General features: G+C 45.0%; 24 protein-coding genes, 1 pseudogene and 1 riboswitch. Of the genes and pseudogenes, 12 read left to right on the top strand and 13 right to left on the bottom strand.

The window, feature by feature from the left end:
• Positions 1 to 49: 49 nt before the first annotated feature.
• Positions 50 to 775, top strand: coding sequence for a sulfite exporter TauE/SafE family protein (locus AB4493_RS03335; protein ID WP_372128359.1), 726 nt, complete (start codon positions 50 to 52; stop codon positions 773 to 775).
• Positions 776 to 839: 64 nt separating this feature from the next.
• Positions 840 to 1,202: an MmcQ/YjbR family DNA-binding protein gene (locus AB4493_RS03330; protein WP_372154516.1), complete on the top strand. Its 363-nt coding sequence runs from the start codon at positions 840 to 842 to the stop codon at positions 1,200 to 1,202.
• 53 nt (positions 1,203 to 1,255) lie between these two features.
• On the opposite strand, the gene AB4493_RS03325 is transcribed toward AB4493_RS03330, so the two are convergent.
• Entirely contained in the window at positions 1,256 to 2,002 is a 747-nt protein-coding gene (locus AB4493_RS03325; RefSeq protein WP_372123208.1) for a phosphatase PAP2 family protein, read from the bottom strand.
• A gap of 386 nt (positions 2,003 to 2,388) precedes the next feature.
• Positions 2,389 to 2,539: riboswitch (FMN riboswitch) on the top strand.
• 188 nt (positions 2,540 to 2,727) lie between these two features.
• Between AB4493_RS03325 and ribB the strand changes: the two genes are divergently transcribed.
• Together ribB and AB4493_RS03315 are read left to right on the top strand one after the other, a co-directional pair.
• On the top strand, positions 2,728 to 3,384 hold the full coding sequence (gene ribB / locus AB4493_RS03320) for a 3,4-dihydroxy-2-butanone-4-phosphate synthase (RefSeq protein ID WP_136981188.1): 657 nt from the start codon (positions 2,728 to 2,730) through the stop codon (positions 3,382 to 3,384).
• A 338-nt stretch (positions 3,385 to 3,722) separates the two neighbouring features.
• Complete coding sequence (locus tag AB4493_RS03315; RefSeq protein WP_372154515.1) at positions 3,723 to 4,571, top strand: hypothetical protein; 849 nt, start codon at positions 3,723 to 3,725, stop codon at positions 4,569 to 4,571.
• A 131-nt stretch (positions 4,572 to 4,702) separates the two neighbouring features.
• Here AB4493_RS03315 and AB4493_RS03310 read toward each other — a convergent pair whose 3' ends face one another.
• Complete coding sequence (locus tag AB4493_RS03310) at positions 4,703 to 5,599, bottom strand: LysR substrate-binding domain-containing protein (RefSeq protein WP_372154514.1); 897 nt, start codon at positions 5,597 to 5,599, stop codon at positions 4,703 to 4,705.
• A 162-nt stretch (positions 5,600 to 5,761) separates the two neighbouring features.
• Between AB4493_RS03310 and AB4493_RS03305 the strand changes: the two genes are divergently transcribed.
• Complete coding sequence (locus tag AB4493_RS03305) at positions 5,762 to 6,400, top strand: NAD(P)-dependent oxidoreductase (protein ID WP_372137554.1); 639 nt, start codon at positions 5,762 to 5,764, stop codon at positions 6,398 to 6,400.
• Between the two features lie 98 nt (positions 6,401 to 6,498).
• Here the strand turns inward: AB4493_RS03305 and AB4493_RS03300 are convergent, their stop codons facing one another.
• Together AB4493_RS03300 and AB4493_RS03295 are read right to left on the bottom strand one after the other, a co-directional pair.
• The gene (locus AB4493_RS03300; RefSeq protein ID WP_372154513.1) at positions 6,499 to 7,152 is read right to left on the bottom strand and encodes a cupin domain-containing protein; all 654 of its coding nucleotides are present in this window, start codon (positions 7,150 to 7,152) and stop codon (positions 6,499 to 6,501) included.
• A 135-nt stretch (positions 7,153 to 7,287) separates the two neighbouring features.
• Positions 7,288 to 8,055, bottom strand: a complete 768-nt coding sequence (locus tag AB4493_RS03295) for an SDR family NAD(P)-dependent oxidoreductase (protein ID WP_102285119.1) — start codon at positions 8,053 to 8,055, stop codon at positions 7,288 to 7,290.
• Between the two features lie 105 nt (positions 8,056 to 8,160).
• Between AB4493_RS03295 and AB4493_RS03290 the strand changes: the two genes are divergently transcribed.
• A complete protein-coding gene (locus tag AB4493_RS03290; RefSeq protein WP_017103534.1) occupies positions 8,161 to 8,499 on the top strand; it encodes a helix-turn-helix domain-containing protein in 339 nt (112 codons plus the stop codon).
• Positions 8,500 to 8,546: 47 nt separating this feature from the next.
• On the opposite strand, the gene AB4493_RS03285 is transcribed toward AB4493_RS03290, so the two are convergent.
• On the bottom strand, positions 8,547 to 9,452 hold the full coding sequence (locus AB4493_RS03285; RefSeq protein ID WP_372154512.1) for a LysR substrate-binding domain-containing protein: 906 nt from the start codon (positions 9,450 to 9,452) through the stop codon (positions 8,547 to 8,549).
• 209 nt (positions 9,453 to 9,661) lie between these two features.
• On the opposite strand from AB4493_RS03285, the gene AB4493_RS03280 reads away from it, so the two are divergent.
• Positions 9,662 to 10,381, top strand: coding sequence for an SDR family oxidoreductase (locus AB4493_RS03280; protein WP_372154511.1), 720 nt, complete (start codon positions 9,662 to 9,664; stop codon positions 10,379 to 10,381).
• A gap of 119 nt (positions 10,382 to 10,500) precedes the next feature.
• Here the strand turns inward: AB4493_RS03280 and AB4493_RS03275 are convergent, their stop codons facing one another.
• Together AB4493_RS03275 and ompW are read right to left on the bottom strand one after the other, a co-directional pair.
• Entirely contained in the window at positions 10,501 to 12,312 is a 1,812-nt protein-coding gene (locus AB4493_RS03275) for a choice-of-anchor I family protein (RefSeq protein WP_372154510.1), read from the bottom strand.
• Positions 12,313 to 12,512: 200 nt separating this feature from the next.
• On the bottom strand, positions 12,513 to 13,160 hold the full coding sequence (gene ompW / locus AB4493_RS03270; RefSeq protein WP_017064924.1) for an outer membrane protein OmpW: 648 nt from the start codon (positions 13,158 to 13,160) through the stop codon (positions 12,513 to 12,515).
• Between the two features lie 401 nt (positions 13,161 to 13,561).
• Here ompW and glgC point away from each other — a divergent pair, with 401 nt between their 5' ends.
• On the top strand, positions 13,562 to 14,782 hold the full coding sequence (gene glgC / locus AB4493_RS03265; protein ID WP_372154509.1) for a glucose-1-phosphate adenylyltransferase: 1,221 nt from the start codon (positions 13,562 to 13,564) through the stop codon (positions 14,780 to 14,782).
• A gap of 121 nt (positions 14,783 to 14,903) precedes the next feature.
• On the opposite strand, the gene AB4493_RS03260 is transcribed toward glgC, so the two are convergent.
• Entirely contained in the window at positions 14,904 to 16,334 is a 1,431-nt protein-coding gene (locus AB4493_RS03260) for a YfcC family protein (protein WP_017066892.1), read from the bottom strand.
• Positions 16,335 to 16,747: 413 nt separating this feature from the next.
• Positions 16,748 to 16,975 (bottom strand): annotated as a pseudogene (locus tag AB4493_RS03255) (hypothetical protein); the annotation flags it as partial.
• A gap of 57 nt (positions 16,976 to 17,032) precedes the next feature.
• On the opposite strand from AB4493_RS03255, the gene AB4493_RS03250 reads away from it, so the two are divergent.
• The 4 genes from AB4493_RS03250 (at position 17,033) to AB4493_RS03235 (ending at position 19,247) form a co-directional block, all read left to right on the top strand.
• The gene (locus AB4493_RS03250; RefSeq protein ID WP_229648214.1) at positions 17,033 to 17,290 is read left to right on the top strand and encodes a hypothetical protein; all 258 of its coding nucleotides are present in this window, start codon (positions 17,033 to 17,035) and stop codon (positions 17,288 to 17,290) included.
• Between the two features lie 337 nt (positions 17,291 to 17,627).
• Entirely contained in the window at positions 17,628 to 17,984 is a 357-nt protein-coding gene (hpf, locus tag AB4493_RS03245; RefSeq protein ID WP_017061680.1) for a ribosome hibernation-promoting factor, HPF/YfiA family, read from the top strand.
• Positions 17,985 to 18,224: 240 nt separating this feature from the next.
• Positions 18,225 to 18,380: a DUF3012 domain-containing protein gene (locus tag AB4493_RS03240; RefSeq protein ID WP_017061679.1), complete on the top strand. Its 156-nt coding sequence runs from the start codon at positions 18,225 to 18,227 to the stop codon at positions 18,378 to 18,380.
• Positions 18,381 to 18,458: 78 nt separating this feature from the next.
• Positions 18,459 to 19,247 carry an HAD-IIB family hydrolase gene (locus AB4493_RS03235; RefSeq protein ID WP_102393449.1) on the top strand — a complete coding sequence of 263 codons (789 nt, stop codon included), beginning with the start codon at positions 18,459 to 18,461 and terminating at the stop codon, positions 19,245 to 19,247.
• Positions 19,248 to 19,341: 94 nt separating this feature from the next.
• Here the strand turns inward: AB4493_RS03235 and dgcA are convergent, their stop codons facing one another.
• The 4 genes from dgcA to AB4493_RS03215 all read right to left on the bottom strand — a co-directional run bounded on the left by dgcA (position 19,342) and on the right by AB4493_RS03215 (position 23,307).
• Positions 19,342 to 20,328 (bottom strand): N-acetyl-D-Glu racemase DgcA, encoded by a 987-nt coding sequence (gene dgcA, locus AB4493_RS03230; RefSeq protein WP_372154508.1) that lies wholly within the window; start codon positions 20,326 to 20,328, stop codon positions 19,342 to 19,344.
• A gap of 57 nt (positions 20,329 to 20,385) precedes the next feature.
• Positions 20,386 to 21,393: an N-acetyltransferase DgcN gene (dgcN, locus tag AB4493_RS03225; RefSeq protein ID WP_372154507.1), complete on the bottom strand. Its 1,008-nt coding sequence runs from the start codon at positions 21,391 to 21,393 to the stop codon at positions 20,386 to 20,388.
• 91 nt (positions 21,394 to 21,484) lie between these two features.
• Positions 21,485 to 22,375: a LysR family transcriptional regulator gene (locus AB4493_RS03220; protein WP_017066887.1), complete on the bottom strand. Its 891-nt coding sequence runs from the start codon at positions 22,373 to 22,375 to the stop codon at positions 21,485 to 21,487.
• A 95-nt stretch (positions 22,376 to 22,470) separates the two neighbouring features.
• Positions 22,471 to 23,307 (bottom strand): SGNH/GDSL hydrolase family protein, encoded by an 837-nt coding sequence (locus tag AB4493_RS03215; protein ID WP_065584089.1) that lies wholly within the window; start codon positions 23,305 to 23,307, stop codon positions 22,471 to 22,473.
• Between the last annotated feature and the right edge of the window lie 21 nt (positions 23,308 to 23,328).

Raw genomic sequence — 23,328 nt, 5'->3', positions numbered from 1 at the left:
TTTTCATTTATAGTATCCACCCGCTCCTTTAAAACTAATCCGCAGGCTTATGGAATACATGGATCAGACTGTCCTTATCGCAATGGCACTTATTTTTGTCGGCTCATTTGTGCAAACCGCAATCGGCTTTGGTTTGGCCATTGTTGCAGCTCCACTGCTGTTTTTGGTCTCTCCTGATTATGTACCTGCACCTATCTGTTTAATCGGTCTGTTTATCTCGTTATTCAACGCTTTTAAACATCGAGCAAATATCTCTATTGGCGGATTAAAAATCGCATTGCTGGGCCGCATTCCGGGGTCACTGGCAGGTGGCGCTTTGTTAGTGATGGTTTCAACGAGCGTGTTATCACTATGGTTGGGCTTATTGGTTGTATTCGCCGTGATTGTTAGCTTACTGCCGTTTAGGTTAGAACCGACGCCTGCCAAAATGGGTATCGCGGGATTCTTCTCAGGCTTCTTCGGTACCAGCTCTGGTATTGGTGGGCCGCCAATGGCACTCCTACTTCAACACCAAGATGCCAATCAACTTCGTGGTAACCTATCTGCGTTTTTTGTGTTTAGTTCTATCATTTCATTACTGGTACAGATCCCAATTGGCTTCTTCACGATGCACCATTTGATCATCACAATCCCGCTACTTCCTGCCGCTTGGTTGGGTTACAAGGTAGCGTTATTGACGACGCAAAGCATTCCTAAAGAGAAGATACGTATCGGCTCTTTGTTACTATGTTCTATCAGCGGCTTCACTGCTATTTGGCAAGGCTTAGCTAGCTAGAAGCAGAAACATCGATAAAACAACAAACACACAGATCCACCACCAAATTATGAAAGGGCGTTCTATGACATACGACGAGTTCAATGCATTCTGTGAATCACAAGCAGCCACCAGCTACGTGATGCAGTGGAATAACTCGCACGTTTGGAAAGTGGGTGGCAAGGTGTTTGCGATTGGTGGTTGGGGACCGAAAGATGAGCCTGCGTTTATCTTCAAGGCGTCCGTTCAGAATTTCGACTTTCTCAAAGAAGAGCCGGGCTATAAACCCGCACCCTACTTTGCTTCACGCGGTATGAAATGGATTCAGCTGTTTGAAAGCACGCCACAAAGGGATGAGGAGCTGAGATACTATCTCATTGAGTCACACCGAATTGTGTCCTTAGGTCTAACCAAAAAGAAGCAAGCAGAGCTAGGGCTCAATCAGTAGCGTTTATTACGTACTGCTAATCTGAGCCCTTCTTTTGCAGTGAGGACGGATCCCTAAGAAGTCTGTTTCAAAAATGCAGGTAAATAGCGTTCTATTTTTTGCTCTGAGATAAGCGGCACCAATAAATAGATCAAACCCGCAAAGGTAATAGATCCGGCTAAGTCTTCTGGTCGATGCATGCCAAGCCAAACACGGCTATAGGCGACACCACCAGCCCAAACCAGTAAACCGCCGACTAGATAAAAGCGTTTCGCCTCTAGGAGAAGACCACCAAAGAACGCCAAACACACACCGACGAAAATCATATGTCCAGATGGGAAAGAGTAGTCAGTTTCACCCAACCAGTGACGCGTTCGCCACTCGCTCACCTTATCTTGTACAGACTCAATCGCAGCATTCTTTTCAACCAATGGTAATTCGTAAAACACTTCCGGCATATCAACCACTTCCTGCGTCACCAAATACTCAGAATAAGGACGAGGGCTCTCAGTGGAATGCTTTAAGAAGGTTTTCGCTGCAAAGCTAAGCACCAACAACAAGCCGAGCTGCAGACAAAGACTGACTAACTTCGCTTTGGAAAACTTCATCGTGAACAATACTAAAGACAAAATCGCTAGTGTTACCAAGAACCCTTGATTGCCCGCAGAGTAAGTCACAAACGTTATGAAGGCGCCATAGAAAGGCAAAACAGCACTTCCAAGGTCGAAGTCAGATCCAAAGATCAAAAAGGGTATGAGGGAATACAAACTTAGAACGAGCAGTAATAAGCCTTTGGATTTGTTAGAGAACAGAGAAGTCATGGCTAAGATCTTTTAGATAAAGTGGTCGGATGCTATCGCAGCTTAGCATCGTCAATATCAATTTTATGTCAAAACGGTCAGTCAGCCGTCATGGTGTAACAATATTCGATTAATGGACCTCTTGAGTATTGATTCGGTGAACAGCCACGCCAGCACCAATAATGTTCAACATCCATTTATGTTCATAGAGATAGCAAAAACCACTGAAACCAGACGAGACAAAGGCATCATCCCATTAATAGACTACCGGACGCGTTCTGCTGATAAAGTGAACACTTACCGGATTATAAGGCCAGAATCTTAAAAACTTTGCTGTCAGTCCTTTAAATCCACTATTGAAAGGATTACCATCTGGTCTGCTTTCAAAAGCAAAACAGATTATTAATTTTTATTCTCAGGGCGGGGCGAAATTCCCCACCGGCGGTATGTCCTTAGCAAAATCTAAAGATAAGCCCGCGAGCGCTCGATTCGTCGAGGTCAGCAGATCTGGTGAGATGCCAGAGCCGACGGTTATAGTCCGGATGAGAGAGAATGAAAACACACTCGTTTAAGTTGGAAAGGCGTACCCGCGTGAGTTGGGTTCGTACCTCCAACTTAGGCGGGTGCATTTCGTTTTGGATAAAACCATAATGAGCTAAAGTTGACTTGTAATGAGTAGGCTTTGTTGTGCTCGGTTGAGATCCCTCATACAGCCCTGATTCTGGTGATATTTTAGGAGTTTAACCATGAATCAGTCTTCACTACTTGCCGAATTTGGCGAACCAATCACTCGCGTTGAAAATGCACTGCAAGCTCTACGCGAAGGTCGTGGCGTACTTCTACTTGACGATGAAGATCGTGAGAACGAAGGCGACATCATCTACTCAGTAGAACACCTGACGAATGCTCAAATGGCGCTTATGATCCGCGAATGCAGCGGCATTGTGTGTCTGTGTCTAACTGACGAGCAAGCGAACCAACTTGAACTTCCACCTATGGTTGTTGATAACAACAGCGCAAACCAAACTGCGTTTACCGTCACTATCGAAGCGAAAGTTGGTGTAACAACAGGTGTTTCTGCCGCTGACCGTGTAACAACGATCAAGACAGCTGCAAATCCAACGGCTAAGCCTTCAGATCTAGCTCGCCCTGGCCACGTATTCCCGTTACGCGCGCGTAAAGGTGGCGTACTTGCTCGCCGTGGTCACACAGAAGGTACTGTGGATCTTATGCAAATGGCTGGTCTTCAATCGGCTGGCGTACTATGTGAAGTAACCAACCCAGACGGCACAATGGCAAAAGCGCCAGAGATCGTTGCTTTCGGCAAACTTCACAACATGCCAGTACTGACCATTGAAGATATGGTTATGTACCGCACTGAGTTCGACCTTAAGCTTGCGTAACGTTTAGTGCTAAACGCTTAGCTCTTAAGCTAACGAAACTCAGAAATGAACATTGAAAGGTCTCACTCTTACTGCTTTTTCTAGTTAAAAGTATATAAAGGGTGAGGCCTTCTTCATTTCCTACACTGAAATCTAAGTTCCATCTCATCGCCCACGACTAACCTCTCAAAAAATCCTGCAAAATATGAGAAACATTCACTAGAATGGTGAAGTCATGCACCATCATTGATCATCCATAATTACAGGTAAATCATAAGCAATTGAAATATAACACTTATTTATTTTGGCACGGTGTCTGCACTACCACTAAGTAGGTATACAAATATTAGGAGTTGAATATGTTTGTAGTTATTTCAGTGGGTTTATCCCTATTAGTACTTGCGGCCCTGTTTCATTTCTCAAGGAAGAGACAAACAGCGCTATCACACAGGTTTGAAACCTTAGTTCTGCTTAGAGAATTATTGTTGTTATCACGCAAACATCGCGCGGCAACGCACTATGCTCTAGCTTATAAGTTGTCTAGCGACTCGATTCGCAAAGTGAACGAGATTTACGACAACATACTTGAAGTATCTGAACTGCTTCAGTCCCATGTGTCGTTTGATAGCCGCCCTATGTATCGCATCTATCACCTCAAGCTCATCGCCATGCACAGCGACTGGCAAAACCGTAGCTTGGTGCGTAACCAATCGATTCATGGCAAAACGATACGTCACAGCATGTTCTTAATGGATGAAGTGATGATCATCTGGCTTATTCAGTCTGAGCGAGAAGACATGAGCCGTGAGTATCACATGAATTGGCAACAGATCTTAGACTGCATGGAGATCCTGACCAAGTTACGCATGTGCATACCTGATATGGAGAAGCGTGAGGAGTACGCGAGATTCAAATTCTACGCATCTCAAACACACCGCAAACTTAACCAATTATCGATTATCTGCCCGATCAGCAGTGGGTCACCCATTTGCACGCGTGCGATGCATGCACTCACCGAGATCGCATCAAGCACTGAAGCGACCCAACCAGCAGATAGCATGTACGAATTAACCAGTGATATATCTACTGTGGTATCGCAAGTTTACGACCAAGTATTATCCGACATTACTAGAAACTTGTATCAGCCTTTACCAGACGTAAACGAAAAGGTAATAAATACCCGATTATCCGTACATCATTACATGTAAAGACTTCGTGAGAGGAGAGCGTGCTGGAACTCTGAATTATTGAGTTCAAATCCGATATCACCATTGATATCGGATTTTTGTATTTATGAGCTTTTAAAATTCTATCGCTATGTATCATTGCCTATGAAGTTTCAAACATCGCCAGATTTGATATCGCTAGACCAAGCTTGTGCGGCAAAATCAATGAACTGACGAACAACCGGCAGCTGATAACTACGAGACAAATACACCGCCCACAGCACACTACTCGGTGAAACAAACTCATCCAATATTCGTATCAATTTGCCATTCGCAATCAGTGGGTTGGCTAAGTCACAAGGTAAACGAACTACCCCTTTCCCGTGCTGTGCGGCGCGAGTTAGCACTCCAACATCATTAGCCTTGATAGTGCCAGACACCTCAACTGAATAGTGTTGATTGTCCTTAACAAAATCCCACTTAGAAACATTCAAGTGACGAAAACAATTGTGTTGTCGAAGCGCCTCGACCGTTTCAGGTTCACCATGTTTGTCTAAGTAGGCTTGCGAGGCACACACCACTGAATCAATAACCATTAGCTTTCGTGCAATCAAACTATCATCAGGTTGATCGGTATAACGAAGTGCAATATCGATCCTCTCATCCACCAGCTGAGTAAAGCGGTCTGAGGCAAACAGTTCGACCGTGATATTAGGGTGGCGCTCGGTGAACTGTTCGACCACATCCAACAACATGTGCTGAGTTAAACCAATCGGAGCTGCAATTCGAATGGTTCCGGAAAGATCATCGGTTTGATTGAGTGAAGTAACTTCTAGCTCAGCGGTCTCATGGAGGATCTTCTCACAGCGCTGCAGAGCGATTTCCCCTGCCGCGGTTAAGCTCACCTTTCGAGTCGTCCTATGTAATAGCCTCTGCTTCAGCCACCCTTCTATCTCTTGAACATGACGTGAAACCTGCAACCGACTCATGTCCAAATGCTCAGCTGCTTGGGTGAAGCTGGCACAATTCGCAACTTCAACAAAGCTACGCATCGCCGTCAACCTATCCATCACACTCTCCTTGAATTATTTCGCAGCTTATCGAACCTTATTAGATCACTATATAGATACAATCTACATCATTTTGCGATATTTATCGCAACCTAGTGAGCTATTAGACTGCAATGGCTGTCGAGAAAACGACTCAATAAATTAGATAATTGGAGAGACATTATGAAAATTGCAGTATTAGGTGCATCAGGTTGGATTGGTAGTCACATCGCTCAAGAAGCTCAAGCTCGCGGACATGAAGTTGTTGCTGTTGTAAGAGATGCAATCCGCGTAGAAACCCAAGGCATTGAAGTTCGTTCATTTGATTTACAAGACGAAGCCGCAAATCTAGCAAACGCACTATCCGGCGTTGATGCAGTAATTACTTCGATTGGCGGACGCGCTCTAGGTAATCACGACATCGTAAAAAGCACAGCAACTAAGCTGCTTGATACACTACCAAGCATTGGTATCGAACGTCTACTTTGGGTTGGCGGAGCAGGCTCATTAGAAGTAGCGCCAAACGTACCGCTAGTGACTGTTCCTGACTTCCCTGCGGATTACAAAAACGAAGCGCTAGCACAGGGCGAAGCTCTTGAAGTGTTCAAGCAATCTAATAGCGAAGTTAACTGGACGTTCGTTAGCCCTGCCGCAGAAATATTCCCGGGCGAGAAACTATCGACCTACCGCACTGGTGGCGATCAACTGCTCACCGACGAAGATGGTAACAGCAAAATTTCAGTCAGCGATTACGCTATTGCGATGATTGATGAACTCGAAGCTGGCAAATTCCCACGCCAACGTATTGGTGTTGCTTACTAATGCTCAAATGTGTATTAGGTAAGCTCAATAGGCACTAGAAAGCAGAAAGCCGCTGACTTTTAGTAAGCGGCTTTCTATTTTACTTATCGAGATAATCATCATATCAGTGGCAAATGACCTGTTTTCACTAGGATGATCGTCTCTTCTTCCACATAAGGGAAATGCTCGCTCATGTGAGGGCTACGCATCCAAGTATGTTTCGGGTACACGCCATGTTCATCTTTAAAGGTGCCCGACAACACAAAGATCTCTTCTCCACCAAAGTGACGGTGCGGCTGAAAACGTTCGCCAACAGGCCACTTCACTAAAGCGACATGCTCGTGCTCAAACTCATGTAATGGCATGACTTGTAACCCGCCAATACCAGGTAGCCATTCCGTTTCGAGCGTATTGACTCGAACTTGCGTTAAGTCTCTCGCATCAAACTGATTAAGCTTAACTAAGATCGTGCAGCCCTCTTTACTCGATGGAGAATGCGCACTGCCCGGGGGATTACGGATATAAGTGCCTGCAGGGAAATCTCCAGTTTCATCTGAGAACACACCCTCTAATACGAATATCTCTTCGCCTTGCGGATGCGGGTGCTCAGAAAACGAAGATTCAGGATCGTACTTAACCACGCTAGTCGTGTGACCTGATTCTTTCTCTTCTCTTTCAAGTGGCTTACGCCAAACCCCTTTAGCAGGGCTTGCGACCCAATCTAGTGTGTCGGTTTCTATAACCAGTCTCTTTGAAAAGTCCATGTTGAACATAATGCCGACCTTACTCTTGTTATCGTTTTAATTATTATTGTTGTCTTTCTCGTTTCTATTCTACGCGAATACTGATCAAAGAGGCCATCTCGCTGCTATTTTGCCTACGCGACAGCCACCTAAAAAGAATCCTAATTAATTACGACCAGCAATCACACCGCCATCAACATCCCAGATTGCACCCGTTACCCAATCTGCACTGTCTGACAGTAAGAAAGAAATGCTATTAGCGATGTCTTTCGGCAAACCAACTCGACCAATAGGATGGAACGCGTTGAAGCCTTCTAGCGCTTGATCCACTTCTTCCGGTTTGATGAAAGATTCGTAAATCGGCGTTTTAACCACAGCCGGAGACACCGCATTTACACGAATGTTATGTTCAGCCAGTTCCATTGCCATGTGTTGTGTTAATGCGTGCAGGCCAGCTTTAGCCATTGAATAAGCAGAAGATGGCGTCGCTTTGATTGCTTGCTTGCCCCACATAGAACCAACGTTAACCACACTGCCACCGCCATTCTTGATCATCAATTTACTTATCGCTTGAGTAATGAAGAAGGTTGCCTTATTAAGCTGCATGTATTGCTCGTAATCCGATTCTTGGTGCTCAATAAACGCTTTAGGGTTGAAGTAACCCGCCGCATTAACAAGGTAACCAATACCTTCATCTAACGACTCAAGGTGTTCGATAAGGCGAGACACACTCGCATCATCATAAAGGTTAGCTTGCCAACCAGAAGCATGGCCTAGTGATTGAAGTTCTGACACCGCTTTATCTAACTTAGTTGGGTTATTGCCGACAACCAACACATGGATGTTTTGAGCGACTAATTGCTTCGCTGTTTCAAAGCCCATACCGCTCGTGCCACCGATTACTACTGCAATACCATTTTTAGTGAAGTTCATTTTTTTATCTCCTAAGTCATGTGAACGTGGTAATCTTAGGCCTTGAACTAACACTATGAATAGTAAGTACAAATCGGTTAGGTAGGTACTTATTGGTACATCTTTATGAAAAATCAGGAAAACTTTTTTTCAAGAAAATCAGCACCAGAGCGCTCAGCTCGCATGGTAGAAACCATCTACGGCTGTAAATGGTCGCTAACGGTTTACCAATTACTGGCAAATGGCATTAATCGCCCTGGTGAAATGGTGCGCTCAGTCGAAGGGTTATCAACCAAGGTATTGAATGAATGCTTGAAGCGAAATGTGGAGTTTGGGATTTTGGATAAGCAGATGTTCAACGAACTTCCACCAAGAGTTGAATACCAAGTGACGCCGTTCGGCGAGAAGTTTTTGTTGATTCTAGAGCAGTTGGAAAACCTACAAAACGAAATCGACGAGATGTAAGCCCACGCTAATCCGCTCTATTCCAAATAATGGACAGCACGCACTATTTAGCTGACTGGCATTTGCTCAAAACGGCCTTTCACAAAATCAATGAAGGTTCGAATTCGGCTCGGTTGATAGCGGTCTCGATGATAGATCGCTGAAAAGTCCACTTTCGGCACTATCCACTCATTAAACACCTGCTCCAATTGCCCATCATTGATCTCTTGCACGCAATAGATGGTTGGAACACGAATAATCCCATTTCCCGACTTAGCGCCCTGCACCAACACTCGCCCATTTTTACATTGCAGTCTGCCCGTCACATGAACATCGAGTGTTTTCTTGGTGTCATCAAGCGCTTGAAAACTCCATTTACGCACCGATCCCGTTAAGCAGTCGTGATGAATCAACTCTTTAGGGTGGTTAGGCTTTCCTTTGCGAGCAAAATACTCTGGGCTCGCGAGTGTTCCCATCTCTATGTCCAATAGCTTCCTCGCAATAAAGCCCGCATCTTCAAGGCTCCCCATACGAAAAGCGATATCGAAAGCGTCTTCAATCAAGTCGACTCGGTTACTACTGAAATCAAGGCTGATGCTGATATCTGGGTAGAGCTGCATAAACTCATTGACCAGATCCGCGATGATCACTTCGCCTAAATAACCGCCAACACAGTTGACTTTGATGTCACCGCGTACCTCTTCGACATCATCAACCGCAGCAATCAGCGCTTGGTCTATATTATCTAAGGCTTGTTCACATCTCGTGTACAAATCTTGCCCTGCGTGAGTCAGCCTCAAGGTTCGAGTAGTGCGGATAAACAGCGTTACACCCATCTGCTTTTCTAGGCTACTTACTTGGCGTGATACGTGGGAACGCGACGCATCCAACTCCTCCGCCGCTTTGGTGAAATTACCTAAACGAGCGATCAGCACAAAAGAACGAATATCAGACAGGTTAATTTGATTAAGCATAGTCGCCAGCTTACTAATGGAGTTATGAGATAGACGCTTTATTGTTGCACCACAGCAACAGTGTTTCAAGTAAAGCGCTATATATCAACAATGCTATTTTCCTTAATATACCTCCATCGCAACGAAGCAAGACAACAAACACTTGATTCGAATGCACTTAAACAATACGTCGTAGCCAACCGACGCAATAAAAGTACAGAGGAAATAAAATGAAAAAACTAATCGTAATTACAGGTGCAAGCTCTGGTATTGGTGAAGCAATCGCTCGTCGTCTAAGCGATGAAGGTCACCCTCTGCTACTTTTAGCTCGCCGTATTGACCGCCTTGAAACACTGAACCTACCAAATTCACTGTCAGTGAAAGTAGACGTAACAGACAAAGCGTCTTTTGATGCAGCAATCGCACAAGGTGAAGAGAAGTTTGGTCCTGTAGATGCGCTTATCAACAACGCTGGCGCAATGCTTCTTGGTCAAATCGATACTCAAGACGCACAAGAGTGGAAGACAATGTTCGATGTGAACGTGATTGGTCTTCTAAACGGCATGCAATCTGTACTTGCTCCAATGATGGAACGCAACACAGGTACTATCATCAACATCAGCTCAATCGCGGGTAAGAAAACATTCCCAAGCCACGCAGCTTACTGTGGCACTAAGTTCGCGGTACATGCTATTTCTGAGAACGTTCGTGAAGAAGTGGCGGCTTCAAATGTTCGTGTTACGACTATCGCACCAGGTGCTGTAGAGACTGAACTTCTGTCTCACACAACATCTCAAGAGATCAAAGACGGTTACGATTCTTGGAAAGAAGACATGGGCGGCGTATTGGCAGCTGACGACATTGCTCGCGCTGTATCATTCGCTTACCAACAACCACAGAACGTATGTATCCGTGAGATTGCTCTAGCACCAACTAAGCAACAGCCATAGGCCTTTGCTATCGCGACTAAATCAGCGATGAAATAAGCTATGAACTAAAAAAACGCCACGACTTAACAAGTCGTGGCGCTTTTGTTTTGATTCAATTTAATTGTTAGCAATAAGCGAGATTAGAACTCAACGCGGTAAACTGACGTGCTACCACTCACTTCATTGCCAACCGCAATAAAGTGGTTACCAGAACGAGTGAAATACTTAATTGACTCTGGACCTAGGTCACCCGCTTTCGAGTTGTAAGTATCGTTGTCGCAATCACCGTCTTCATCAACCTTAGTGCACACTGATTGTGTGAAGTCTCGGTTGTTCAAGTAGCTGATGAAACTTGCGTTCTTAGGCTGTGTTACGTCGTAAACCATGATGCCACCTTGGCGCTCAAGGCCGATAAAGGCATAGTGCTTACCGTTGATCTCCGCCACTTCGATCGCTTCAGGTTCTACGCCTTTATCATCACTACGATCGTCACCGCTTTGGTTGTTATCATTGGTGCTGTTGAAGTTTGCAGGATCTTGCTCAAGTACGATTCGAGCAAAATCATCGCCGCTATCAAACACTAGCTCGCCTGACTCATCCCAGATAGAGAACGACCGGCTGCCGAATGCTTGAACCTTTTGGTCAGCAGCGAGTGTCCCTTGTGGCTTAATCACCTTAAGGCGAGCCAATTGATTATTGTCTTTCAATGCACCCGCTAATGAGTGGTTCGCATCAACGTCTAACTTCTTGCCACGCACTTCATCGACATAAGCGATACAAAAGTCTTTTTCTGTGGTGTAGTTTTCAGTGCCTTTATAGTCATCGCCATCCCACTCAAAGCCTTTGTCGTCACACACTTTTTGCGTCGTCTTGATGCCATACTCGCGGCCGTCACCTTCGTTCGCCGTCACGATGTAGGTATTGCCATCGACACTGTAGCTAGTGATGCTGTCTGGCATGTAAAGTCCTTCTAACATCGCGTAGTTTTGTAGGTTGCCGATATTTTTGTCTTTATTCGACGCATCCAATTGCGCGCTATCCCAAGGTTTGCCGCCTAAACCAAGAATCGCATCCACCTCTGCCGTTGCGACATCAATCGCTGCTAGTGCGTTGTTCTCTTGCAGGGCAACGTAGAGTTTGCCGTTGTCAGAAAACGTTAGGTATTCAGGCTCTAGGTCTTGAGCGACGGTCGCATCGGGAGCTGAAATTCGAACCTTATCGGTTAATTCCTGGTGACGAGGCTGACCTTGGTTAAATGCCTTGAAATTAATCTGAGTGACCTTCGCTTGCATCGGCCCATTCGCTAAATCCACCAGCGTTACTGAACCTTCAGGATCAATGCTGTAATCCGCATTCGGCTCACCTTCATTTGCTGACGCAATATAACGACCATCTTTAGAGAAGCTCACCATGTCTGGCAGAGCGCCAGCCGTATAAGTGGTGATCAGCTCTAATGTGTCTGAGCGATAAAGTGCAACGATGCCGTTTTGTTGTTTGTCGGCATTTTCAATCGCGACAGCAACTAACCCTTGATGAGTCGACACACTGTTCGCTGCACCAATATCAATACCAGAAGCTGCAGCCGCTGATTGAAGATCAATAGAGCCTTCAGAGCTTGGCGAGCTATCGGTATTCATCGATAGCACGTCAACTTTCTTTGCTTGAGCATTTACGACATACAATTTATCGGTACATGAATCGTAGCTGACGATTTCGGCTGCAGAAGTATCAAACGGAGCGTCAGCAATGGAACTGCCAACCAGAGTAAGCACGGTGACCTCAGCATCGCTTGCGATTGGCTGTTGGCTGGATTGGCACTGGAGGCTCAAAGCATCAAGTGAGGTTTGAGATAGCGTATTCGCCGTAGATGATGTTGACTGAGAACATCCAGCCAGAGCGGAACTCACTGCGATAGGTAGTAATAAAGTCAGCTTATTAAATTTACGATTCATATATCCTCCATAATTTGAATCGCGATCATAGAGGCCGCTTATGACAGTTATCTTTCCCTTTTGTTAACAATAGGTGACGACAATCGGTTTCTTTTACCCATAACAACAGAGGGTTAGAATGAGCATTTCATTAACAAGCACACAAAAAAAGGCGCACAAGCTGGCTGGTGCTTGAGCGCCTTAGTAAACTGAATCGTAGGTTAGAAGTTGTAACCACCACCGATCATGAATACCCATGGGTCGATATCAACGTCTGTTGAGTACTGAACACCACCCGCTTTGTATTTAGCTGTAGTGTCGATATCTGCGTACCAAACCGATGCGTTCAAGAACCAATCTTCATTGATCATGTAGTCCATACCGATGTTTGCAGCAAGACCCCAAGAGTCATCAAGAGACAAGTCGCTCAAACCAGCATCTTTGCCCGTACCATTAAGTTCTTCATCGAAAAATACGGTGTAGTTGATACCCGCGCCTACGTAAGGACGGAATTTGCTGTTTGCTTCACCGAAGTAGTACTGCACCATCAGCGTAGGTGGTAGGTGTTTTGTGTCAGCGATATCGCCTAGACCACCATGATTTGTAGAGATTGTATGAGAGAATGGCGTTGCTGCAAGAATTTCAAGACTGATGTTATCTGTAAACATATAGCCAAATGTCAAACCAAGTTGGGTGTTTGAATCCACACCAAATTTTGACCCCGATGTCTCCAGAACATCTCCACTGCTATCGTTAGGAGATACCATTGCTGCACCTGCACGGATGATGAAATCACCTTCTTTATGAGCAAGAACGTTGGTTGACATAAGAGCCGCAATAACCGCAATACCACATACTGTTTTTTTCATTATAATTTCCTTTTGGGGGCTTAATCTTTGTTGGTGAATGAGTAATCATTTCTTATTTTGCGTGCAAGGTATCATAGAATAACCCTACTTTATTGATGGAAATCAATTTGTGAAAAGTTGTGATTATTTATGTAAATTTATATCGACCCGATCACTTTATTCCTTCATTTTATTGACAGTTTTGTAATGCAGCTTTTCCGTGCGTCATTTTTTTAATCCAATCAATTCACTCTATTCGGATCTTTTTTGGATCAAAATAGAGCAAGCCAATATCTCACGTGCATCATTTTGGTGCAGAACAACAAGAATCAATCTCGCCTCGTATAATATTCAATGAGTTACATTTGGCTTAGTGCTTGCAAGTCTATGTTCATAATCATAAATACATTGAGGTTCTGATCATGCAAGACACTCTAACAATCGTTCTGGCCGGCGGTGTTGGCTCTCGGCTTTCCCCTCTCACTGATAACCGTGCAAAACCTGCGGTACCCTTTGGTGGCAAATATCGAATCATCGATTTCACTCTAGCGAACTGCCTGCACTCAGGGCTTCGTCAAATTTTAGTGCTGACTCAATACAAATCTCACTCTTTACAAAAACATTTACGAGATGGTTGGTCGGTGCTTAACCCCGAGCTTGGCGAATACATCACCAATGTCCCCCCACAAATGCGAACAGGTGATAGCTGGTACAGCGGTACTGCCGACGCCATTTATCAAAACTTGTATTTGCTCTCTCGCAGTGAAGCGAAGCATGTGGTGGTGTTGTCAGGCGACCATATATATCGTATGGACTACGCGCCAATGCTCAAACAACATAAACAGAATGAAGCCGACTTAACCGTGGCTTGTATGGAAGTGTCGATTGACGAAGCCAAAGAGTTTGGCGTTATGGAAATTAACGAAGCGCATCAAATAAGTAACTTCACAGAAAAACCACGCTACCCTGCATGCGTACCCGGAAGACCAACACGAAGCATGGCTTCAATGGGTATTTATATCTTCGATAAAGAAGTGCTAACACAAGCGCTACTGGCGGACGCCGAAGATCCGAACTCAAGCCACGATTTTGGTAAAGACATTATTCCTAAGTTGGTCGGCAACAACAGTGTTTACGCATACAAGTTTGGGGATGAAGAAGGCCGAGTGACCCAAGATGCGTACTGGAGAGATGTTGGTACTATCGACTCTTATTACCAATCGAATATGGACCTGTTAAAGCCAGCTTCGCCTATCGATTTATATCAACCTGATTGGGCGATTCGTACTTACGAACCGCAGCTGCCACCCGCACGAACCATTGCTTCAGTTGAAGGTAATCAAGGAATATTCATCAACTCGATGATAGCGAATGGCGTTGTAATTGAAGGCGGCTCGGCGCAAAACTCAATCTTCTTCCCGAAAGTGAAAGTCAGCAATGCCGCGATTGTGATTGATAGTATTCTGTTTGAAGATGTTGAGATTGGAAAAAATTGCCACATACAAAACTGCATCATCGACAAGAACGTTAAGGTGCCTGACGGAACCCAGATCGGTCTTGATGGCCTTGCCGATGCGAAACGCTTCCACATATCAAAACAAGGCGTGATTGTGGTGCCCTCTTCTTACCAATTTGAAGAGTAACCTTTAACGTTGGAATAGCTTTTCTTTAAACGAAAAAAGGCAGCGAATTCGCTGCCTTCTTATTTACTCACACAGCTTCAGTTAAGCCTTAACTGTCCATGTATTCGATTAAACAGAAACCTTAGAAAGGCCCTAACTCAATCATTTGAGCAATCACAACAGAAACCAAAGCGCCTACCGACCAGAACAAGAACAGTGGTAAGAAGAAACGAACCCACTTGGTGTAAGGTACTTTTGCTATAGCCAATACCGCCAACAAGCCACCATTGGTTGGGTAAATATAGTTAGAAATACCATCACCCAATTGAGAAGCCAGTGCCGCCACTTGACGAGTCACTTCACCAATATCTGCCAACGGAATAATGATTGGCATGGTGATCACCGCTTGGCCACTGCCCGATGGAATGAACAGGTTGATCGCAGCCTGCGAGAAGTAGATCCCTGCTGCTGCCACAAGTTTAGAGCTACCAGAAATGATCTGTGCAAGATAGAAGATAATAGAATCAACAATCTTCGCGTCTTCCATAATGGTTAGCACTGAACGAGCAAAAAAGATGATCAGTACCGCGATCAATACGTCGCTAACACCTTTGGTCCAATACTCACAGATCTTGTTCGGAGATAAACCCGCCACCAAACCCGGAATAATAGCCATCGCCACGAATGCACCCGCAATCTCGGTGAAGCCGAACCCCATCGTCAACGTGCCGAAGATCATGTATGCGAATACGCCCAAGAACGCGATGCCCGCAAGCTTTTCACGTGTGGTCAGTGTTTTCGCTTCAACATTTGATTCATAGTGGTAACCCGTGCCGTGTAACAAGCCTTTGGTCGGATCTTGCTTAACTTTGCGCGCGTAGTTAAGCACATACCATGCACCCGTTAACAACATGAACATACCAACAATAAAGCGGTACCACATGCCTGAATACATAGGCAGTTCAGCGATAGTGTGTGCAATACCCGTAAAGAATGGGTTAGCCAAAGCGGCCGCGAAACCGGCACAACTTGCCAGTAAAACAACGCCAAGTGCCGTAATCGCGTCATAGCCAAGCTTGATACAGATCGGGATCATCAAAGAGATAAAAATGACATCAAGTTCACGCATACCGGTGAAGGTAACGTTGAAGAAGATCGCCGTCATGATCACAGGCGCAATCACGTATAAGCCTTGCTTCTTTAGCTTAGTAGTTAGTGCAACAACGGATGCGTCTAACAGACCCATGTGTTTGATAATGCCAAAAGCACCACCCACAAATACCACAACGCCCATCACGCCAGAAGCGGATTTGAAGCCTTTAAAAAATGATTCGAAAAAAGAGGCTAATGTTGTTGGGTTGCTGGTCAATTGTGTGTAGCTGTCTGGGTCGATAACCGTGCGGCCATTCATGACCACTCGCTCGAATTCACCAGCAGGGATGAAGTAAGTTGCAATTGCAGCAACGATCACCATGATAACCAAAGAGAGAAACGGGTGGTTTACTTCTTTCTCTGTGGGCGCTGCGTTAGCAGCTTGAGATGTAGGTACGGATGTAGATACCGTAGTCGTCATATAGACTCCTTATTTGTCAGCAACTAAGGTTCACTTAGCCGCCGGAGGGATTTTTGGAAAAACGAAACCCTTCACGCAGAACATAGTTCACGCTAACTAGGCTGTTTCTAAAAGGCCTTTGATAGATGGTGCTCTCAAATGTACATAGTGAAGTAGTGAGAACTACTCTCTTTGCGTCCGAGCAAAATGCAGATGTTCGGCCAAGTCAGGCCAAACTGAATGAGGTCATTACAAGCAGATAAACAGAAAAAGACTGTTTGGGTAATGCGTTTTTTATCAATTACAAAGACAAGCGGCGCATACTAGCATAACGAGTCATTAATTGTCAGAAAAGTGTGAGTTTCGTCATGCTTTGGTGAGCAAAAGAAAAGCGCCCACTAATAAGTAAGGCGCTTTTCTGCAATCGAATCGAGTTACTTAGGTGCTAATTCGTAGTTTTCTTGCATCTCATGAGGGGCAATCCCGTACTCATAATCCGCTAAGTAGCCATCCTTATAGACCTTCATTCCCTTCTCATCCCAGCTCACTTTGATCATCGCCGTGTTGCCATCTTCACTGCCTAACAGCTCCAGCATTTCTGCATCAATCTTAATGGCTTTGATGGTTTTAATACGCTTAAACGGCTTAAATTCAGTGGCCGAGAATACGATGGCCGAGCGATAACGCTTAAGCTTGAGTCCAATCGCAAAGATTCTCGATTGTTGCTCAAACTGCAACATATTGATCTAGGCTCAATTGATGAGTCTCGCATTTCAGAACTTGTGCGATTCAAAGTCGAAACGCCGGTTCGTTATGAAGGTGACATTAATTATTGGCGTCAGGGCGTCGAATTTCCTGTCGATCAACTGGCATCCAATAAAGAAGTCGATATTCGAGCACGCATTACCATACCCGAGTCTCAACTCACAGCAGGAGAGTTTCACTTCAATATGGAGTGGGCAGTTGAGTGTCTATAAATTAGTAACTTAAGCTGAGTTTTTAATCAAAGAAGAAAAAGTGAGTGAGCTGGAAAGAAAATCAATGGAGTGACAAGTTCGGAATTATAAAACCGATAAAGAGAGATTCACTGGGAATTCGCTGTAGGTTAGCGCAAATTATCAAGGATGGAGTTTTTTTGAACATGTCTTTAAAACACGAAACATAATATGCGATCAGTTCATCGGACTTTCAAGGGAGTAACAAGAGAATATTTGATAACACTGAAGTCAATCACACATGTGCTAATTCTCAGTTGGTTAATCTATGCGATGTTTGCTACGTTTAAATGACACAGTCATTGGAAAGGTATGATTTATGAAAATAAATGTTCAAACACATCATGTATCAATTAACGACGAGTCACGCAAAGACATCGAAGGTAAATTCGAGAAGATATCTAACCATTTCCCATCACTGATCAGTTGCGACATCATCATTACTAAAGAACACGGTCAACATCAGGTTGAAGTATTCACCAACTACGAAGGTGTACGAGTAACAGCAAAATCGACAGACGATGTTATGTACCCAGCTATCGCTGCAGCACTTAAGAAACTTGAAGCGGGCCTAAGTAACCGTAAGGGACAATTGAAAGCCGACCTACACGAGAAACCAACAAGCACGAAGCCAGAGATTGCTTCGGACATCATCCAAGAGATGAAATTGGTATAAATCGATAAGTAGTTAAAGCGAAATAACGAATAGACACTTATTAAGAATTTCAAAGCCAGCACATGTTGCTGGCTTTTTCGATCTTAAAGCCAAGCAAACCTTCCCTTCTTTACCGTCTCTCGAATTCAGCTCAACCCCACATCATTATTAACGCCCTTAAGTTCTTAGCAGCTATAACAATCACTTGTGGTATTTGATACAGTTATAAGCAGAAATTTAGACCACAACGGAATGTTTATTATGAAGAAAATCGCGTTGATACTTTTCCTTGCTACTCAATTAATGGCTTGTACCGAGGTTGGCAGTGAAGCTTGGTGTGCGGATATGAAAGAAAAGCCTAAAGGTGACTGGACGGCTAATGAAGCGGGCGATTTTGCTAAACACTGTATTTTCTAATCACGTTAGCTTCTAATTCTACATTGGGCTGAATTAATACGCTCTGTGTAAAACAATCCATGGAATAAGTGAGTTTTAATGGAACACCAACTAGACAACAACTGGAAGCACATCGAATGGGTATTAACCGACGTCGATGACACGCTCACTTGGCAAGGTTCACTCCCTCCAGAAACCCTGATTGTGTTACAAAAGCTGAGAGACAATGGAATCAAAGTGGTCGCTGTAACGGGAGCCTGTGCTGGTTGGTGTGACCATATTGCGCAGCTCTGGCCTGTCGATGCCGTGCTTGGAGAAAACGGCGCCTTCTTACTAGAGAAGCAAGATGATGCATTACAACTCTCATCTGAAACACCGCTAGAACAAGTGCGTAAGAACCAAGCTAAGCTAAAACAAGAAGTTGAAGCGATCTTGTTGAGTTACCCCGACCTATCGCTAACTTTGGATCAATCTTACCGCTTGTGTGAGGTCGCGATTGATATCGGCCAAAACCGTAAGCCTGTTGACCCTGAAACTGTTCAAGCGGTACTCGAAAGAATACACGCTTTAGGCGCACACGCGACGGCAAGTTCGATTCATATCAACGCTTGGTACGGCGAACACTCAAAGAAAAACGCCGTGCACCGTTTCCTGGCTAATAAAGGCTTATCGCTTGAGCAAATCCACAATCAAGCCTGCTATGTCGGCGATTCAATGAATGATCAGCAGATGTTCGAATCACTTCCACTTACCGTTGGCGTGGCAAACATTCAACATTATTGGGATAAGCTAGAGCACCATCCAAGCAGGGTCATGTCGCAGCCTGGTGGCTATGGGTTTGCAGAATTTGTGGATGCGCTGCTGAGGCTTAAAAGTGAAGTAATTTAGATAATCGCTCAGACTTTGAAGCAAAAATCGCACAAGTTTTCACTCATACGATTTCATTCATGTCATGTCCATCGATTAAACGGGCTCAACGAACTTAGAGAATAATCATCCCATCTCGATAAGTCAGTGATGGTGCTACATCTTGACCAAGTAAGACTGGGCCATCGAGGTCGACGATTTCAGATTGAACGGCGATAGGCAGAGCTGCACGCATCGCCAGCGATGTACCGAGCATACAACCCGACATCAGCGTAAATCCTAGCCTTTGAGCTTCTTCAGCAAGTACCAATGCTTCGGTCAAACCACCTGTTTTATCGAGCTTGATGTTGACCATTTCATATTTGCCTAACAAAGATGAAAGTTGCGAAGTGGTATGACAGCTTTCATCAGCACACAGTGGTATCGGGTGCTTGATGTGCGCCAATGAGGCATCGTGCTGTTGGGGTAACGGCTGCTCGATCATCGCAATATCAAATTCTACCAGTTGATTGAACAACTCTTCGAGATTCAATCCTGTCCACGCTTCATTCGCATCCAATACAATTTGAACATCTGCCGCAGCTTCTCGTACCGCCCGAACACGCTCTACCACCTGCTCGCCGTCAAGCTTCACTTTCAGAAGTTTCGCACCATTCGCGACATAGTCTCGAGCCTGAGTCGCCATGGCTTCTGGCGTGCCAATCGAGACTGTCATTGCAGTCACGATTTGAGCAGGCAACTCAAACAAGCTATTCGGAAACGTCTGGTCGTTCTGCTGAGCTTCAAAATCCCAAAGCGCACAATCGACCGCATTGCGCGCTGCCCCTCCGGTCAATAAAGACTGAAGATGATCTCTTAGCTCTGCCGGATCAGTAACGCCTCGTTCAAACATAGCTTCAAGTGCGCTAGACGCTTGTTGGATTTGCGCTAACACAGACTCCGATGACTCGCCGTATCGTGGGTAAGGCGTGCATTCGCCCTGAGCACGTTTGCCACCATGTTCAATGTAAACACGAACAACGTGACACTCAGTTCGACTGCCACGAGAGATGCGAAAAGGCGTTTGCATCGCGATAATAATGGGGTCAGCTGTAATCTTCATAATTTCACTCGGTTGATGTTCACTTTAACAAATGGAAACGTAGAAATGATGAAGTCGTTAAAGTGAATGTCGCAAATGATCAGTAATGTGTTGTACACCAAAGCGCACTGGGTCCGTCACTGGCACTTGATAGAGTGTGGTCCATTCTTGGCACAATGTCTCAGCCTCTTCAATGCTAATCGCCGACGTGTTCAAGCAGATACCCACCAGCTTCGCGTCTGGATTAGTCAGTCGCGCCGCTTGCAAGTTGGCTTCAATCGTCTGTCCTATGCTTGGTAATTTAGCATGAGGAAGGTTACGAATATGTGGTCGCCCAACTTCATGACACAGCACTAAGGCATCAGCTTGTGCGCCATGTAAAAGACCCAAACTCACGCCTGCAAACGAAGGGTTGAACAAAGAGCCTTGCCCTTCAATGATGTCCCAATCGTGGTCGGTAAAATCAGGGCTAATCGCTTCAACTGCGCCAGAAATAAAATCCGCAACCACCGCATCAATCGAAATACCGCTGCCTTCAATCAAAATACCTGTCTGCCCTGTCGCTTTAAACTGAGCGGATGTTCCCGCTTGTTTAAGCGACTTTTCAATCGCTAATGCCGAGAACATTTTGCCTACTGAGCAATCAGTTCCGACAGTAAGCAGGCGCTTACCTTGACGAAGCTTACCGTTACCAACCTTTAGATCACCATCAAAATGGCGTACATCATGAAGCTTAGTCAATCCTCGCTGTTGCATGTCAGCAAGCGGTGAAAATTCATTCAAGCGCTGGTGCATACCCGATGCAATCTCAAATCCCATTTCTGCAGCTGCCATTATGGTTGGTTGCCAAGAGTCAGGAATAACACCACCTGGGTTTGCCGTGCCAATCACTAGCGTTTTCGCGCCCCGTGTTTGCGCCTCTTGTAAGGTCATGTCCGTTAAGCCAAGTGAAACAGTATCGTCTGTTAAACGAAGCTGACCTAGGCAAATTTCTGGTCGCCATTGGTGAATACCACGAGCTGTTTTTGCTGCAAGTGGGTCGGTAACATCCCCAAGAAAAAGAAGGTAAGGTTGAGCGATCGACATGAGTATTCCTAATTAATAAGCCCTTGTATGGGTTTACTTTAATTAAGAACTTCGAAGCTGCCGAATGCCTATTTATGGCGAGCCTATAACCTTAAGTTATAGGGTGAGTATGGATTTTCAATGAAGCGATAAATTGCTTAACGGAAATCGACTGAGGGGTGTGCTCTGCGCAAAGCATCGATACCGAAAATTGGATGTCTGGTTGAAGCGGCAACACACAGACCGCATCGTCATTTTGATATTGCTCTGCCGTCCACGGATCAACAATCGCAAACCCCGCTTGGTGCTTGACCAGTTCCGCAGCGGCGCTATACCCACGTACAGATATCGGGTGGTGATAATGCTGCTCACGTGCAATAAGGCGTTGATGTAACAGGAGGCCTAATGGATCGCGGCTATCGAGCCCGATGATTGGCAGCGGATAATTGATCAGATCATCTAACGTTAATTCCGCGGGGAAATGATCAACCGTATTGGAAGGAACCAAAACCTTTAGTGATTCGGTTAATAGCGTTTCACTTAATATCGCAGGCGGTGCTTCATCGCCAAACGCGATAGCAATATCAAGCTCATGCTTTAATAACCCAGCACACAGCTCATCACGGTTTGCAGTCAGCAACTCAAAAGAGAGCTCTTGTTCCCGAGACATTTGGGCTATTACCTGAGTTAGTAATTTAGTCGCCAGTATCGGCGGCGCACCAATGCGTAAATGCTGATGGCCTTGCTTCACTTTGTTGGTCAGAGATCGAAATTGCCCCAATTGCTGATACACCTTTTCCGCTTCTGGCAGTAAGGTTTTTGCCTCAACCGTTGGCACCAACCGCCCTTTAACTCGTTCGAATAAGCCAAACCCAAGTTGTTGCTCCGTGTGCGCCAAAATACGGGTCACGTTTGGTTGCGACACATGCAAGCTGCGCGCGGCTCCAGATACGGTTCCGGTCTGCATAATGGCGTAAAAGACTTCCAATTGTCTTAGGTTCACATTGATGTCCTTATGGTTCGCGAAACAAATCTAGGGTTTGGCTTTTCTTGTATTAGCTAAGCTGTTTATCGGTCTAGCTAGCGTTTTGCGTGAGTCTATTTTAGTAGCTCAGCTATCGTAGGTTGAAGTATCTCAGCCCAAGTTTGATAAGCCTTCGCATTCAAATGCAGATCATCACACGAGTACTCGTTCGACAACAGCTTATTAGGTGACAATACTGAATTCACATCTAAGAACGCAATGCCTTGCTGTGTACAGTACTCGCTTAGCTTGCTATTGAGCAGTTCAACCGACGGATTTAAACCTTGCAGTTTAGAGCCAACATAAAGCGTTGATTGCACCAATATGCGAATCTCATTTTCTTGCCACACCTTAAGCATATCAATGTAGTTCTGGTAGATATGGTCGACATCATAACCCTGAGCTAAATCGTTTATCCCTGCCATAAAACACACCAGCTTTGGCTTCACATTCAACGTGGTATCAATACGGCGCAACATGCCAGTTGTGGTGTCACCCGCTAAGCCACGGTTGACCATCGAAACATCGCGAAAGATATCCGCCCACGGGGCCCATTCGGTGATCGAATCACCAAACATGACTAGGTCTGCACTTGGGGAAAAATGGCGATGGTTATCTGATGTCATGATGTAACGGCTCATGCTGTGGCCTCGTTGTTGAATCTCAGACTGAAGAGCAACCGCTTTGAGAATGTCACTATCTGGCGTGGTACTATCAAATTGAGCCAACAACCCTTCGATATGCGGTTTAAAAGGACTAAGACGTGTGCTCAGTTGATGATGTTCTTTAAGGGAAGATAACCTCTCTAGTAATGCATACAGAGAGCAGTTTTGACCAACTTCTTGGAATAACTGATACAGATCGAGGACAGGGTGTTGTTGCAGCGCGGCAAGTAATTGCTTGTCTTCCATGGTGTTATCTAACCCTTCAAT

Source organism: Vibrio sp. 10N.222.55.A1 (assembly GCF_041473835.1).
In the GTDB taxonomy this organism is placed as follows: Bacteria; Pseudomonadota; Gammaproteobacteria; order Enterobacterales; family Vibrionaceae; genus Vibrio; species Vibrio crassostreae_C.
The sequence above is the reverse complement of the archived record's forward strand: the minus strand, read 5'-3'. Positions and strand labels throughout refer to the sequence as shown.

What these genes read in the sequence shown, in the direction of transcription:
- AB4493_RS03305 (WP_372137554.1), top strand. Translation starts at nt 5,762, where the DNA reads ATGAAAATTGCAGTATTAGGTGCATCAGGTTGGATTGGTAGTCACATC.
- dgcN (WP_372154507.1), bottom strand. Translation starts at nt 21,393, where the DNA reads ATGTCGATCGCTCAACCTTACCTTCTTTTTCTTGGGGATGTTACCGAC.
- ribB (WP_136981188.1), top strand. Translation starts at nt 2,728, where the DNA reads ATGAATCAGTCTTCACTACTTGCCGAATTTGGCGAACCAATCACTCGC.
- AB4493_RS03275 (WP_372154510.1), bottom strand. Translation starts at nt 12,312, where the DNA reads ATGAATCGTAAATTTAATAAGCTGACTTTATTACTACCTATCGCAGTG.
- AB4493_RS03325 (WP_372123208.1), bottom strand. Translation starts at nt 2,002, where the DNA reads ATGACTTCTCTGTTCTCTAACAAATCCAAAGGCTTATTACTGCTCGTT.
- AB4493_RS03260 (WP_017066892.1), bottom strand. Translation starts at nt 16,334, where the DNA reads ATGACGACTACGGTATCTACATCCGTACCTACATCTCAAGCTGCTAAC.
- hpf (WP_017061680.1), top strand. Translation starts at nt 17,628, where the DNA reads ATGAAAATAAATGTTCAAACACATCATGTATCAATTAACGACGAGTCA.
- AB4493_RS03335 (WP_372128359.1), top strand. Translation starts at nt 50, where the DNA reads ATGGAATACATGGATCAGACTGTCCTTATCGCAATGGCACTTATTTTT.
- AB4493_RS03285 (WP_372154512.1), bottom strand. Translation starts at nt 9,452, where the DNA reads ATGCTTAATCAAATTAACCTGTCTGATATTCGTTCTTTTGTGCTGATC.
- AB4493_RS03330 (WP_372154516.1), top strand. Translation starts at nt 840, where the DNA reads ATGACATACGACGAGTTCAATGCATTCTGTGAATCACAAGCAGCCACC.
- AB4493_RS03315 (WP_372154515.1), top strand. Translation starts at nt 3,723, where the DNA reads ATGTTTGTAGTTATTTCAGTGGGTTTATCCCTATTAGTACTTGCGGCC.
- AB4493_RS03240 (WP_017061679.1), top strand. Translation starts at nt 18,225, where the DNA reads ATGAAGAAAATCGCGTTGATACTTTTCCTTGCTACTCAATTAATGGCT.
- glgC (WP_372154509.1), top strand. Translation starts at nt 13,562, where the DNA reads ATGCAAGACACTCTAACAATCGTTCTGGCCGGCGGTGTTGGCTCTCGG.
- AB4493_RS03215 (WP_065584089.1), bottom strand. Translation starts at nt 23,307, where the DNA reads ATGGAAGACAAGCAATTACTTGCCGCGCTGCAACAACACCCTGTCCTC.
- AB4493_RS03290 (WP_017103534.1), top strand. Translation starts at nt 8,161, where the DNA reads ATGAAAAATCAGGAAAACTTTTTTTCAAGAAAATCAGCACCAGAGCGC.
- AB4493_RS03295 (WP_102285119.1), bottom strand. Translation starts at nt 8,055, where the DNA reads ATGAACTTCACTAAAAATGGTATTGCAGTAGTAATCGGTGGCACGAGC.
- ompW (WP_017064924.1), bottom strand. Translation starts at nt 13,160, where the DNA reads ATGAAAAAAACAGTATGTGGTATTGCGGTTATTGCGGCTCTTATGTCA.
- AB4493_RS03310 (WP_372154514.1), bottom strand. Translation starts at nt 5,599, where the DNA reads ATGGATAGGTTGACGGCGATGCGTAGCTTTGTTGAAGTTGCGAATTGT.
- AB4493_RS03300 (WP_372154513.1), bottom strand. Translation starts at nt 7,152, where the DNA reads ATGTTCAACATGGACTTTTCAAAGAGACTGGTTATAGAAACCGACACA.
- dgcA (WP_372154508.1), bottom strand. Translation starts at nt 20,328, where the DNA reads ATGAAGATTACAGCTGACCCCATTATTATCGCGATGCAAACGCCTTTT.
- AB4493_RS03235 (WP_102393449.1), top strand. Translation starts at nt 18,459, where the DNA reads ATGGAACACCAACTAGACAACAACTGGAAGCACATCGAATGGGTATTA.
- AB4493_RS03280 (WP_372154511.1), top strand. Translation starts at nt 9,662, where the DNA reads ATGAAAAAACTAATCGTAATTACAGGTGCAAGCTCTGGTATTGGTGAA.